Source organism: Actinocorallia sp. A-T 12471 (assembly GCF_033875155.1).
In the GTDB taxonomy this organism is placed as follows: domain Bacteria; phylum Actinomycetota; class Actinomycetes; order Streptosporangiales; family Streptosporangiaceae; genus Actinocorallia.
In genome coordinates, this window is record NZ_JAWZTE010000025.1 from 20,672 (window position 1) to 34,242 (window position 13,571).

At 72.5% G+C, this 13,571-nt stretch carries 9 protein-coding genes; 3 read left to right on the top strand and 6 right to left on the bottom strand.

The features are described 5' to 3' along the window. The first annotated feature begins 61 nt into the window (after positions 1–61). Complete coding sequence (locus tag R9X44_RS35420) at positions 62–1,528, top strand: aldehyde dehydrogenase (RefSeq protein ID WP_319818768.1); 1,467 nt, start codon at positions 62–64, stop codon at positions 1,526–1,528. A gap of 278 nt (positions 1,529–1,806) precedes the next feature. On the opposite strand, the gene R9X44_RS35425 is transcribed toward R9X44_RS35420, so the two are convergent. Genes R9X44_RS35425 through R9X44_RS35445 form a run of 5 tightly spaced genes read right to left on the bottom strand, consistent with a single transcriptional unit; the run spans position 1,807 to position 9,191 of the window. Then, entirely contained in the window at positions 1,807–2,256 is a 450-nt protein-coding gene (locus R9X44_RS35425) for a hypothetical protein (RefSeq protein ID WP_319818769.1), read from the bottom strand. Positions 2,257–2,316: 60 nt separating this feature from the next. Beyond that, entirely contained in the window at positions 2,317–3,027 is a 711-nt protein-coding gene (locus R9X44_RS35430) for a hypothetical protein (RefSeq protein ID WP_319818770.1), read from the bottom strand. Continuing rightward, positions 3,024–6,686, bottom strand: coding sequence for an indolepyruvate ferredoxin oxidoreductase family protein (locus tag R9X44_RS35435; RefSeq protein ID WP_319818771.1), 3,663 nt, complete (start codon positions 6,684–6,686; stop codon positions 3,024–3,026). Before R9X44_RS35435 ends, R9X44_RS35430 begins: the two co-directional genes overlap by 4 nt. Further along, complete coding sequence (locus tag R9X44_RS35440; RefSeq protein WP_319818772.1) at positions 6,683–7,927, bottom strand: amidohydrolase family protein; 1,245 nt, start codon at positions 7,925–7,927, stop codon at positions 6,683–6,685. Before R9X44_RS35440 ends, R9X44_RS35435 begins: the two co-directional genes overlap by 4 nt. Before the next feature lie 4 nt (positions 7,928–7,931). After that, on the bottom strand, positions 7,932–9,191 hold the full coding sequence (locus R9X44_RS35445) for a cytochrome P450 (protein ID WP_319818773.1): 1,260 nt from the start codon (positions 9,189–9,191) through the stop codon (positions 7,932–7,934). A 137-nt stretch (positions 9,192–9,328) separates the two neighbouring features. Between R9X44_RS35445 and R9X44_RS35450 the strand changes: the two genes are divergently transcribed. Next, positions 9,329–10,816: an aldehyde dehydrogenase family protein gene (locus R9X44_RS35450; protein WP_319818774.1), complete on the top strand. Its 1,488-nt coding sequence runs from the start codon at positions 9,329–9,331 to the stop codon at positions 10,814–10,816. A gap of 65 nt (positions 10,817–10,881) precedes the next feature. On the opposite strand, the gene R9X44_RS35455 is transcribed toward R9X44_RS35450, so the two are convergent. Then, complete coding sequence (locus R9X44_RS35455; protein WP_319818775.1) at positions 10,882–12,042, bottom strand: aromatic ring-hydroxylating oxygenase subunit alpha; 1,161 nt, start codon at positions 12,040–12,042, stop codon at positions 10,882–10,884. A gap of 100 nt (positions 12,043–12,142) precedes the next feature. On the opposite strand from R9X44_RS35455, the gene fxlM reads away from it, so the two are divergent. Next, complete coding sequence (gene fxlM, locus R9X44_RS35460) at positions 12,143–13,372, top strand: methyltransferase, FxLD system (RefSeq protein WP_319818776.1); 1,230 nt, start codon at positions 12,143–12,145, stop codon at positions 13,370–13,372. Positions 13,373–13,571: the final 199 nt, after the last annotated feature.

Here is a 13,571-nt window from a genome sequence, read left to right on the forward strand (position 1 = left end):
TTAGGATAGCGGGCGTTCACTCCGGAGACTAGGCTCCGGAATCTGATTGCGGGAGGCCCGCGTGGACGAGCGGCTGATGTACCGGCGTGAGTTCTTCATCGACGGAAAGTGGGCTGCGCCCACGGGCGGCGGCGCGCTCCGCGTCGTCTCGCCGTCCACCGAGGAGGCGGTCGGCGAGGTGCCCGTCGCCACCGGCGCGGACGTCGAACGCGCGGTGGCCGCCGCGCGCGCCGCGTTCGACACAGGACCCTGGCCGCGGATGACGCCGGGTGAGCGCGCCGACGTCCTGGCCAAGGCGGCGGTCCTGCTTCGCGAACGCGAAGCCGACATCGCGGGCGTGACTGTTGACGAGATGGGGTGCGCGGTCAGCCAGGCGCGGCGCGCGCAGACGGGGCTTGTCGCGCCGCTTTTCGACTACTACGCCGACCTTGTACGGAGTTATCCGTTCGACCGTGAGGTCGTCGTCGGGGACCGGGCGGGGCTTGTCACGCATGAGCCGGTGGGGGTCGCGGCGCTGATCGTGCCGTGGAACGCGCCGGTCACGCTCGCGGCGTGGAAGGCCGCGCCCGCGCTCGCGGCCGGGTGCAGCGTCGTGCTGAAGCCGCCGCCGGAGGCCCCTTTGAGCGGGTATGTGCTCGCCGAGGCGCTGGCCGAGGCCGGGGTGCCCGACGGCGTCGTCAACCTCGTGCCTGGCGGCCGTGACGTCGGGGAGCTGCTGGTACGCCACCCCGGCACCGACAAGGTCGCGTTCACCGGCTCGACCGCGGCGGGCAAACGCATCATGAGCCTGTGCGGCGAGCAGGTGAAGCGGGTGTCGCTCGAACTCGGCGGCAAGTCGGCGGCCGTCGTGCTCGACGACGCCGACATCGGCGCGGTGGTGCCCGCGATCGTGGCCGGTGCGATGCACCTTTCCGGGCAGGTGTGCGGGGCGCACACGCGGATCCTGCTGCCGCGCGCCCGTTACGCCGAGGCCGTTGAGGCCGCGGCGGACGCCGCCGCGGCGGTGCCCGTCGGTGATCCGCACGACCCGGCGACGGTCGTCGGCCCGCTCGTCGCCGAACGCCAGCGGGTCAGGGTCGAACGGTACATCGCGGTCGCGGTCGCGGCGGGCGCGCGGATCGCGACGGGCGGCGGCCGCCCCGACGGGCTCCCGCGCGGCTGGTACGTCGAGCCGACCGTGCTCACCGACGTCACCAACGACATGCGGGTGGCGCGCGAGGAGATCTTCGGCCCCGTCGTCTGCCTCATCCCCTACGACAACGACGACGATGCCGTCGCGATAGCCAACGACTCCCCTTACGGCCTGTCCGGCGCGGTCTGGTCCGCCGACCCCCACCGCGCCCTCCGCGTCGCCCGCCGCCTGCGCACCGGCGGTGTCGCCATCAACGGCGTCTACCCTCCCTACCCCCACGTCCCCTTCGGCGGCTTCAAGGAGTCCGGCCTGGGCCGCGAACTAGGCCCCGAGGGCCTCACCACCTTCCTAGAACCCCAATCCATCGGCCTCCCCCCAGCCCTCCAAACCCCCTAACCCAACGGCGCACAACCCCCACACCCCCAACTCCACCGACGTACCCACCCACGACAACACCCAGATCCTCCGGGACCCCGACCTGACCCGCGCCGGTCTTCTGGCCCACGCCGACGTGCACACCCGCTACGACGCCCAGATCCTCTGGCACCCCGACCTGACCCCGTCGAGCTGGCACGGCGTCACCAGCGCCATCACGGGCGACCCGGCTCATCTGGGTCTGTGTCCTCGGTGGCGCTGTTTACGGCATCTTTCTTCAGCGGCGTGCTCGGGTGGCGTCAAAAGGGCGTGGGCCAGAACTGGAGTAGGAACTCCTCTTCGTCGTCGCGGGATGGGCGGGCGTGGCAGCGCAGCGACCAGGTGCGGGTCTTTTCGCCGAGGTTGAAGGAGTTTGCTGAGTCGCCGTCGCCGAAGATGTTGTTCAGGTGGACGCGGCCTGAGCTGAAGAACACCTCGCCCGATGCGGTCCGCGCCCATCCTGGCCGCTCGGGCGGTGGGCCGTCCCAGAGTTCGAGGACGACGTCCGGGTCGTAGTCGGAGAATGGGCCGTCAATGTCGACGCCGTTGTAAGCCGGACGGAACCACTCGTCGCCGCGCTCGTCCTCGTCGTCCATCAGCGACGGGACGCCGTCGGGCTCGTCGGCGAGGCCGTCGTCATCGAGGATGATGAATCTGCCGTGCGAGACGGACACCCAGAGCTCGGACGTCGTCTTGACCAGCTGTGCCATCGCGCACCACCTTCACCTTGACTGCCTTTCCGACGCATCATACGAGGACGGTCTGACAGTTCAGGCGAGCACGGTCTCGCGGGCGGGGAGGAGGTGCGAGGTGGCGAAGAGGGCGGGGTCGGCGGCCGGGGCGGCGGCGAACCAGGCGACGCGGGCCGCCAGGGACTCGCGGGTGGTGAAGTAGACCTCGGTGAGGGCGTCGTAGGCGCGGGGAAGGCCGGGCAGCGGGTGGGACTGGACGTAGGCGAAGCCGCGTGCCTCGTCGGGGATCGGCGTAGGGCCCGGCTCGCCGGGACGGCGGACCGAACCTGCGTGGGCGCGCCAGCGCGCTGAGAACTCCTCGGGGGTGAGGCCCGCAGCGCGGGTCGCGAGGGCGAGGTGTTTGAGCCGGGGCGACGGGTCGTGCCAGCGGGCGGCGAGCCAGTCCGCGCCGCGCATGACCGCTTCGGTCGCCAGCAGCACCGGGGACGCCGGGTCGGTGAGTTCCGCGAGGTCGCGGCGGGCCGCGCGGCCTTCGGTGGTCTGCCAGGCGGCGAAGCGGTCGGCGTGGGCGCGGTCGGTGAACCAGGCGACCTCGATCCCGTCGTGCCGGGGCTCGGCGACCTCGGGCAGCACGGTGTTCACCGCGACGCGCACGGGCCGCACGCCTTCGGGGGCGCGCGCCGCGACGGCGACCGCGGCGGGCCAGGCCGCCGCGAACTCCTCACGGGTGACGCCCTTGGTGCGCGTCGCGCAGCAGACCCGTCGGATCGTCTGCGGTGTGCGGGTCATGCGCGGACCCGGGCGCGCCAGGCGGTGGCCGCCGCCTCCTTGAGCGGGCCGTAGCCCTTCACTCCTTCGGCCGACGCGGCGAGGGCGACTCGTTCGGCGTAGGGCAGGTCCCCTGACAGAAGGTCGGCTACGAGGCGTTCGTATTCGAGGATCAGCGCGCGTTCCGTTTTGCGATCCGGGTCGTGCGCGAAGACGTCGAAGGGGGTGTCGCGCAGGCGGCGCATCCGGCGCAGCACATGGAACGCGAGCTCGTACGGGCGGCCCAGGGGGAGCTTCTTCTTGAGCCCGAGACGGCGCAGCATCGGCGGATGCAGGTGGAACACCACCTTGTAGGGGCCTTCGATGCCGAGCCCTGCGGCGAGGGCGTCGTAGTCGGCCTTGAGGTGCAGGCGGGCGACCTCGTACTCGTCCTTGTAGGTGAGCAGCTTGAACCAGGACTCCGCGACCGCACGGGTCAGCGCCCAGCCTTCGGCCGCGCCGTCGTGCGCGGCGGTCCGCGCCACGAGCGCGAGGTAACGCCGCGCGCGGGCCGCGTCCTGGTAGTCGACGGTCTGGGCGGCCCGCCTCAACAGGAGCCCTTCCAGCTCGGCGGGCAGGCCAAGGCCGTCGAGCAGAGGGCGCGCCACGGCAAGCGCGCGCGCTGACGGGTCGTTGAGCCCTCCCCCGGACGCCTCCGACGCGAGCGCCGCCGCCACCGCCTCCGGATCGTGGACGGCCCAGCGCCCCCACGCGAACGCCGCGAGGTTCGCCTCCCCGCCGCGTCCCGCACCCAGCGCCGCCTCGATCCGCGTCAACGGCACGGGCAGCCCACCACGCTGAAAGGCAGCCCCGAGCAGCACAATGTTGGCGGGCATATGGTCCCCGAACACCCGCTCCGCGATCGCCCGCGCCTCCACAAAGACCGTCGCCCCCTCCCCCGCCTCCCCGACCACAGCACGCCCAAGGTCCCCCACCCGCACCCCAGAACCCTCGCGCGAAACCACCCCACCCGCGACGCCATCGCGCCGAACCGTCGAGCCGGAAGAGTCGTCACGAGGGACCACCGGGCCGGTGGAGTCGTCACTCTGAACCACCGCACCCGAGGCGTCGTCGGAGAGAACCGCCGGAGCGGAGGAGCCCTCGCGCGAAACGACCGGGGCGGAGGAGTCGGCGTGGTGGGTCGGCGGGCCCGGGGCGTCGGCGCGGTGCGTTGACGGGCCCGGGGTGTTGGGGTGGTGGGGTGGGGGGGTTGTGGGGTTGGTGTGTTGGAGCATTGCGGCGGTGGGGGTCAGGGTGGGGTCGATGACGGCCAGGGTGCGGCCTCGGCTGATCTTGGTGAGGTGGGCGGGGGAGGCGGCCTGGAGGATGTCGCCGGAGAGGTAGAGGTCGGCTCCGCGCGCGCTGACGGCGGCCGCGCCCAGCGCGCTGCGGTCGGCGGCCAGGTGCAGGTGGGAGACGACGGCTCCGGCCTTCTGTGACAGGCCCGTCTGGTCCATTCCGCCGACGGCGAGCCCTGCGGCCTCGGCGGCGCGCGCGAGGACCCGGACCGCGGTGATCACCCCGGTGCCGCCGATGCCGGTGAAGTAGACGCCGAAGCGTCCGTCGATCGGCGCGGGCTCGGGCGTCGGCAGGTGGCCCTGCGGCAGCGTCGGGCGGGCGTCCGCGCGGGCCCGACGCCTGCCGCGCCGGGCCGGCTTGAGCGTCACGAAGGAGGGGCAGTCGCCGTCGAGGCAGGTGTAGTCGCGGTTGCACGACGGGTCGTGGATCTGCCGTTTCGTGCCGAATTCGGTCTCCACCGGCAGCACCGACAGGCAGTTGCTCTTGGCCCCGCAGTCGCCGCAGCCCTCGCACACCGCCTCGTTGATGACGACCCTGCGCGGCGGCTCGGGCAGCAGTCCGCGCTTGCGCAGCCTGCGCGCCTCGGCCGCGCACCGCTGGTCGTACACGATGACGGTCACGCCGGGTTCGCGGCGCAGCCGCTCCTGGACGTCGGCGAGCGCGTCACGGTGCTTCACCTCGACCCCGCGCGCCCAGCGCGCTCGCCGCCCGTACCTTCCGGGCTCCTCGGCGCACACCACGATCTTCCGTACGCCCTCGGCTTCCAGCGCGCGGGTGAGCGCGGGCACGTCGAGCAGGCCGGTGACGTCCTGGCCGCCGGTCATCGCGACCGCCGCGTTGTAGAGGATCTTGAACGTGACCGGCGCGTTCGCCGCGACCGCGGCCCGGATCGCGAGAGTGCCTGAGTGGCTGAGGGTGCCGTCGCCGAGGTTCTGGATGAGGTGCGGCTCTGCGACGTACGGCGCGAGCCCGATCCACGGGACGCCCTCGGCCCCCATCGGCGTCGGCGGGAGCCGCCGCAGCGCCTCCTGACGCGCCTCGAAGTACAAGATCCCGTGGCACCCGACCCCTCCCCCGGCGAGCGCGCCTTCGGGCACGACGGTCGAGCGGTTGTGCGGGCACCCGCTGCAGTACCCGGGTGCGCGTCCCGCGACCTGGAGCAGCGGCAGCCCAGGCCGTCTGACGGGCTCGGGCGCGGCCTCGGGCAGCAGCCGCACGAGCACGTCCGCGACGGACCCGGCATCGAGCTCCCCCGCGACGGGCACGAGAGCCCGCCCCCCGGCGTCCCTCTTGCCGCGCACCGGCACGGCGACTCCCGCCTCGTGCAGCACGGCCCGAAGCTGCGTCTCCACAAAGGGCCGCTTCTCCTCGATGACCGCGATCTCCGCGACGGACCCCGCGAACTCGAGCACGGTCTCCTCAACAAGCGGAAACACCATCCCGAGCTTCAGGACGCGCACACCGAGCCGCTCAGGCGTCGTCCCCAGATCGGCGAACGCCTGAAGCAGGTCAAAGTACGTTTTTCCCGAGCAGACCACACCGAGCCGCGCACCGGACGCCGCCCCACTCACTCGATCGAGCCGGTTGTGCCTGGCGTACGCGCGGGCGGCGCGCAGCCTGTGGTCGGCGATCAGCGCCTCCTGGCCCGGCACCGCGTGCGGCCCGATCGTCCGCTGCGGGACGTGCCGCCACGGCTCCCCGTCTACGACGAAGCCCTCAGGGTCGCGCGGCGTGTGCCTGCCGGGCTCGGGGTCGACCGTGCCGACCCCGTCGGCTACCGCGGTGACGACCCGAAGCCCCACCCATGAGCCCGCGTAACGGGACATCCGGAACGCGTGTATGCCGAGGTCAAGGATGTCCTGCTGGTCGGCGGGCACAAGGACGGGCACGCACGCGTCCTGGAAGGCGAACTGGCTGTCGCACGCCAAGGTCGAGGACTTCGCTGCGGGGTCGTCGCCGCAGAACATGACGGCTCCGCCGTGGGGGCCCGCGCCCATCGCGTTGGCGTGCTTGAGCGCGTCGCCGCTGCGGTCGAGGCCGGGGCCCTTGCCGTACCAGACGCCCGCGACGCCGTCGATCCCGTCGTACGGGACCGCCGCGCCCATCTGGCTGCCCCACACGATCGCGGCGGCGAGTTCCTCGTTGAGCCCTGGCCGGTGGGTGATCCGGTTCGCCGCGAGCGCGGGGCCCAGGGCGTCGACGGCGAGGTCGAACGTGCCGAGCGGGGAGCCGGGGTAGCCGGAGACCATCGTCGCGGTCTTCAGGCCGTCGCGCTCGTCGAGGAGGCGGCGCAGCACGAGGAGGCGGACGAGGGCGTCGACGCCGGAGAGCACCGCCGTCACGGATACAGCCCCGGGTTGACGTAAGCGAACGCGCCGCCCTTGAGGACCGCCCTACGGCGGCCCGGGTCGAGCAGGACCGCGACGTCCTCGGCCGGGTCCCCGTCCACAACGAGGAGGTCCGCGAGGAACCCTTCACGGACCTGCCCGATCGGCAGACCGGACACCGCGCCCATGTTGCGCGTCGCGGTATGGATCGCCTCGGAAGGGCTCATCCCGCACTCCACATACCTGACGAGCTCGGCCGCATACGTCCCATGTTTTGTCCACTGGTGTCCGAAGTCACCGCCGGACAGAATCCCGACGCCCGACTCGCGAAGCCGTCCGATGCCCTCCACCTGCGAGGCGAACTCGGCGTGGTACCCCGACGCCTCGATCCGCTCGGGCGTCATCCCGTACGGCTCGGCGTGGCCGTTGACCATCGCGTACAGGTAGTGCAAACCGGGGCATACCCAGATGTCGTCTCCCCGCGCCTCGAGCGCCTTCACCGCCGCGTCGTCAAGGAAACACGCGTGGTGGACGATCCGGACGCCGGTCCGCGCGGCCATCGCCACGCTCGCCGAGCCGCGCGCGTGGACGGTGAGGAACGCGCCGTGCCGGTCGGCCTCCGCGACGGCCGCCGTCAGCATCTCGTCGTTCATGTAGACGTCGTCGGACGGGAACTCAGGCACGACGCCGTCGCCGGAGATGAACAGCTTGAGCGCCCGCACCCCCTGGTCGCACTGCCTGGCGACGATCTCGCGCAGGCTCCGCGCGTCGGCGGCGACCTCCATCATCTCCCCGTCGCCACCGAGCCCGCCCACCTCGGCGATCATCGGCCCGCTCGGCACGATCCGTGGCCCGGGGACGAGCCCGCGTTCGATCGCGTCGCTGATGAGCAGGTCGTCGCGCGGCTGTGTGGTGCCCGCGCCGATCACGAACGTGTAGCCGCTCTCCAGGAACGTGCGGACGACGGCGGCGACGTCGAGCATGTGCTCGCCGGGCGGCGCTGCCGCGACGGCGGCGTGGTCGAACACGAAGTCGAGCGGCCAGCTCAGGTGGACGTGCGCGTCGCCGAGGCCGGGCAGGACCGTCGCGCCGCGCAGGTCGACGGTCCTGGCCGCGCCGGGGTGGAGGGAGATCCCCGGCGCGACCCGGACGATCCGGTCGTCCTCGATGAGGACGTCGGCGGCGACGGGACGCTCGTCACGTCCGCCGGTGCAGGCCAGGACCCGTACGTTGGTGAGAAGGGTGCGCTCGGCCATGGCGTCAGGACGCCGGGGTGAGACGGGGACCCGGTGTGAACGTGATGGGCAGCGTGTCCGGGGAGCGCGTAAGGCCGCGGTGGTACTTGACCTTCGCGCCGTCGGCGAGGCGGATGTCGTGCATCCGCGTCAGGATCTGCTCGAGCGCCACCCGCAGGTTCATCCGCGCGAGGTTCGACCCGGCGCAGCGGTGCGGGCCCGCGCCGAAGCTGAGGTGGCGGTTGCGCTCGCGGGCCGGGTCGAAGGAGTCGGCGTCGGGGAACTCCCTGACGTCCCGGTTGGCCGACGCCCAGTGGATGAGCACCCTGTCCCCCGCCTTCATCGGGCAGCCGCCGACCTCGACGTCGCGGGTGGCGGTGCGCGCCACGGCGACGAACGACGGATCGAGCCGCAGCAGCTCGAGCGACGCCGACGGGATCAGCTCCGGCCGCTCGCGCAGCAGCGCCGGGATCGACGGGTCGGCGCAGAACCTGTCGAGCATCAGCCCGAGCGCCCCGGCCGTGGTCTCAAGACCGCCGAGGACCAGGAGCTGGACCGTGCCGATGATCTCCTGCTCGGTGATGGGCCTGCCGTCGATCTCGGCGCGTACGACCGCGTCGACCACGTCGCCGCGCGGCGGGGCGTCCTTGCGCGCGCGGGTGAAGTCGCGGATCCAGGCGAACAGGCCCTGCCAGCACTCGCGCGACTCGGGGTCGTCGGGCGTCGAGGACTTCGACGCCATGTAGGCGACCTTCTCCAGGTCCTCTTCGGGGGCGTTGATGGCGAGCTGGAAGAACGCGAGGCTGGGGAAGGGCCTGGCGAACTCGTTCATGAACTCGCAGCTTCCGGACTCGATGAAGGAGTCGATGAGCCGGTCGGCCAGCGCGCGGGTGGCCTCGGCCCAGGGTTCGACGGCGGCGGGGGTGAAGTACGGGTTGATCAGCCGCTTGTAGACGCGCTGCTCGGGCGGGTCGGCCTCGACCGGGAGGTTGCGCACGACGAGCTGCGCGCGCGGGATGTTCAGCCCCTGCGCGGAGCTGAACGCCGCCCAGTCCTGCGCCACGGCGAGGGCCTCGTCGTAGCCGCTGACGACCCAGAACCCGCCGTGTTCCTCGCTGCGGGCGACGGGATGCAGTTCCCGCATGCGGGCCATGGTCGCGGGCATCGTCGCCGCGAGGTCCGGGGAAAGGTGGTCGAAGTGCCGCGCACACCACTCGTCGGGCATCGCGGTTGTTTCCGAAGCTGCCTCCGACGGCACGGCGAGAGGCGGGGTGGGCTTCTCCATTCCCGCAACATAACAGGGTGAGCGATCACTTTCTAGAGACCTCGGATGCCGAAGCGCTGACCTCTGGTGTGGGCTTGCGGGAGCCTGTATCTAGTAAGTGAGCATTCTTTTATCATCGCTCCCCCGAAGGAGTCCCCATGCCGGCACCCGCACCCGCCGACCTCGTCGGCGGCCCGCCCAAGAGGCTGCTCATCGGCGGCAGCTGGGCCGAGGCCGCCTCCGGCCTGACGTTCCCCAGCGTCAACCCGTCCAACGGGACGGTCATCGCCCAACTGGCAGAGGCCGACACGCGCGACGCCGACCGCGCCGTCGCCGCCGCGCGCGCCGCGCTCGACGGGCCGTGGGGCCGCGCCAAACCGCGCGACAGGCAGGCGCTGCTGCTGCGGATCGCCGACCTCGTCGACGCCCACTACGACGAACTGCGCCTGCTGGAAGCCCTCGACATGGGCTCCCCCATCGGACGGCCACGCTCCGGCCGCAGCCCCGCGTGGGAGGCCGAGGTGCTGCGCTACTTCGCGGGCTGGGCGACGAAGATCCACGGTGAGACCATCCCGAACTCGCTGCCGGGCTCGGTGTTCAGCTACACGCTGCGCGAACCCGTCGGGGTCGTCGCGGCGATCGTGCCGTGGAACCGGCCGGTGAGCAACGCGGTGTGGAAGCTCGCGCCGGCGCTCGCCACGGGCTGCGCGGTGGTGCTGAAGCCCGCCGAGGAGGCGGGGCTGGTCGCGGTGCGGCTTGGTGAGCTGCTGGTCGAGGCGGGGGTGCCCGACGGCGTCGTCAACATCCTCACCGGGTTCGGCGAGAGCGTCGGCGCGGCGCTGGTCGCCCACCCGGGCGTCGACAAGGTCGCCTTCACCGGCTCCACCGCCGTCGGGCAGGAGATCGTGCGGGCGTCGGCGGGCAACCTCAAGCGGCTGTCCCTCGAGCTGGGCGGCAAGTCCCCCGACATCGTCTTCGCCGACGCCGACCTGGAGCGCGCGATCCCCGGTGCGGGCTGGGGCGTGTTCTCCAACTCCGGGCAGATCTGCTGCGCGGGCACCCGCGTGTACGTCGAGCGGCCCGTCTACGACGAGTTCGTCGCGGGCTTCGCCGAGTTCGCCGGGGGGCTGAAGGTCGGCGACAGCCTCGACCCGGCCACGAAGATCGGGCCGCTGGTCTCCGACGAGCAGCTCAAGCGGGTCACCGGGTACCTCGACCTGGGCCGGGAGGAGGGCGCGCGCACCGTTGCGGGCGGCTCCCGGGTCGAGTCCGACGGGCTCGCCGACGGGTACTTCGTCGCCCCCACCGTCCTGGCCGACGTCGACGACGGCATGCGGGTCGCGCGCGAGGAGATCTTCGGGCCGGTCGCCTGCGTCCTGCCGTTCGACACCGTCGAGGAGGTCGCCGCGCGCGCCAACGACTCGTCCTACGGGCTGTCCGGCGGCGTGTGGACCCGTGACGTCGGCAGGGCGCACCGGATGGCGCGGGAACTGCGCACCGGCACGGTCTGGGTGAACACGATGCTGCTGTTCGACCCGGCCGTGCCGTTCGGCGGGCAGAAGATGAGCGGCTACGGACGCGAGATGGGCCCGCACGCGCTCGAGGAGTACCTGGACACCAAGTCCGTCTGGATCGACACGGCCTGAGCGTGCCGCGCGGTCGGCGCGGCGGGCCGCCGCGCCGACCTGTGCCGCCGTGCCCGTCATGGGCTCTAGCGGGCCCGCCTCGCGGCCTTCAGCGTCTCCTCGAAGCCGTAGTGCAGGTGCTGCGGCGCAGGCTCGTTGCGGCCGAAGACGACGGTGTCGAGCAGCCCGGTGCGGACGCCGGGCTCGGTGCGTCCGGCGACCCAGAAGTCCTCGCCGTCCACGACTGTCTCACAGATCCACGGGGCCATCTCGGCGGCCTTGGCAAGCTCCTCCTCGCCCAGGTCGGGCCGGAAGTAGGAGGTGTGGATCACCTCCGAGGACGCCTCGTCCACGGGGAGGATCTGCCACAGCTCGACGTGCCGGGCGTCGAGGGTGAGGCTGGTGTTGGGGAACAGGGCGTACTGGTAGCTGAAGTGCTGGCCGACGTCGCCCCACTCCTCCTCGGGGACGTCCCTGAGCGCGTCGATCGAGCGCAGCGCCGAGCAGTTGCGCAGATGGCGGCCGAACGGGTCGAACGTGAGGACGCCGCCGTAGGCGTAGGTGGCGAGCGTCTTCCGGTGCAGGTAGTCGAAGTGGTAGTTCTCGCGGAAGGTGTCGAGGGTGACCTTCCAGTTCGCGGCGACGCGGTGGACGTGCGGCTCCCCGTGCGGGAGCCAGTCGGCGAAGTCGAGCATGGCGAGTTCGTCGGCGAGGCCGGGGCCCAGGTATGCCTCGACCTCGGGGATCGGGCCAGGGGTCAGCCTCCCGATGACGAGCCCGTGCCCTTCGGCGACGGGCAGCTCGACAAGGCCCTTGTCCTCCTTGCACATGCCCTCGAACGCCCCGGCCGACGGCATCCGCAGCAGGTCGCCCTTGAGGTTGTAGGTCCACGCGTGGAACGGGCAGGTGAACCTGACCGCCTCCCCCGCGCCGTCGGCCACCCGCACGCCCCGGTGGCGGCACGCGTTCAGCAGCGCGTGGACCTGCCCGTCGTTGTCGCGGGTGAGCAGGATCGGCGTGCCGAGGACGTCCACGGTACGGAACGAGCCGGGCTCCGGTAGCGCGCCGGACAGGCACAGGACCAGGGGCTGGTCGCGGAACAGCGCCTCGACCTCCTCGGCGTGCCGCTCCGGCGAGTACACGTCGGCGGGCACCTCGAGGACGGCGTCGGCGAGATCGGTCGTGCGGTGCGCGATGTGGTCCAGCAGTCGGCGGACGAGGCCGCGCTCCAAGGCTTCCCTATCCACACCGCGAAGTTAACAAGTAATCACTCACTCTACAAGAGCCCTCCTTCCCGATCCGGCGAGTCAGGTGTGACGCAGCGTGCCTGAAGGTAACGTCGCGTTAGTGGTTATCAGCAGAGACTCCGCAAGCGCCGAGGCCATGCGCGGCACACTCGTCGACGCGCTGCGCCGGCACGGGATCGTCAGCGGCGAGCCGGTGGAGGAGGCGCTGCGCGCGGTGCCCAGACACCTGTTCGTGCCCGGCGTCCCCCTCCCCCGCGCGTACGGCCACGAGGCGATCACGGCACACCGGGACGAGTCCGGCACGACGCTCAGCGCGCTGCCCGAACCCGGACTCGTCGCCGCGATGCTCGACCAGCTCGATGTGCGGCCCGGCCACCGCGTCCTGGAGATCGGGACGGGCACCGGGTACACCGCGGCGCTGCTCGCGCGCCTTGCCGGGCCGGAGGGGCGGGTCACGTCCGTGGACATCCTGCCGGGCGCGGTCGCCGTCGCAAGGCGCGGTCTGGCCAGGGCGGGGTACGGGCACGTCGAGACTGCCGTGGCCGACGGGCTGCTCGGCCACGCCGAGCGCGCGCCGTACGACAGGGTGCTGGTGAGCGCGGGCGCGTGGGACCTGCCCCCGGCGTGGGCCGACCAGCTCGCGCCCGGCGGCGTGCTCGTCGCGCCGCTGCGGCTGCGCGGCGTCACGAGGTCCGTCGCGTTCACGCGGCGCGACGGCGTCTGGCGCGGGCGGGCCGCGCTGAGCTGCGCCCCGCTGCCGCTGCGCGGGCCAGGCGAGGTCGCCGAACACCGGGTGGTCCTCGGCGACCCGCCCGTACTCAGGCTCCGCACCGACGACGACCGCACGCTCGACGCGGCGGCGCTGGAAAGCGCCCTCGACGGCCCGGAGACGCTCGTGTGGACCGGCGTCCGGCCGCCCGGCGGCGAGAGCCATCTCGACCTGCACCTCGCCGCGCTGCCCGAGTGCTGCCGTGTCCTGCCCGACCTCGACGCGGTCCGCGCCGGCCTGCTCACCGCGGCACTCCACCCGTGGGGCGGCCCCGGCGCGGCGACCGCCGACTCCTTCGCCTACCTGACCCGCCGCGGCATCGGCACCTCCGCCGAACTCGGCGTCAGCGCCCACGGCCCCGACGCCCCCGCCCTCGCCGACCTCCTCACCACCCGCGTCCGCACCTGGCACACCACCCGCCACCACACCCTCCACATCAACGCCCACCCCCCGAACACCCCCCTCCCCGACGCCACCTGGACCATCCCCAAACACCACACCACCATCGCCCTACACCTAACCCCACCCCCACCCACCCCCCTCCCCACCCCCAAACCCTAAAACCCCCCACCGACAAACCCTCGGCCGTGCCGCGCCCTACGGGCGCGGCACGGCCGAACGCAGGCCCACACCGACCCCAGTGGAAACCCGCACCCCCACGCGAGTTCCCACCCACCCGACCCACCAGCGCAACTATGCGAGCGCGGCACGAGCGCAGCGCGGCACGAGCGCAGCGCGGCACGAGCGCAGCGCGGCACGA

Bases quoted from the DNA above. Each gene is read 5' to 3' on its own strand.
- R9X44_RS35445 (WP_319818773.1), bottom strand. From the start codon at position 9,191: ATGGAGAAGCCCACCCCGCCTCTCGCCGTGCCGTCGGAGGCAGCTTCG.
- R9X44_RS35425 (WP_319818769.1), bottom strand. From the start codon at position 2,256: ATGGCACAGCTGGTCAAGACGACGTCCGAGCTCTGGGTGTCCGTCTCG.
- R9X44_RS35450 (WP_319818774.1), top strand. From the start codon at position 9,329: ATGCCGGCACCCGCACCCGCCGACCTCGTCGGCGGCCCGCCCAAGAGG.
- R9X44_RS35430 (WP_319818770.1), bottom strand. From the start codon at position 3,027: ATGACCCGCACACCGCAGACGATCCGACGGGTCTGCTGCGCGACGCGC.
- R9X44_RS35440 (WP_319818772.1), bottom strand. From the start codon at position 7,927: ATGGCCGAGCGCACCCTTCTCACCAACGTACGGGTCCTGGCCTGCACC.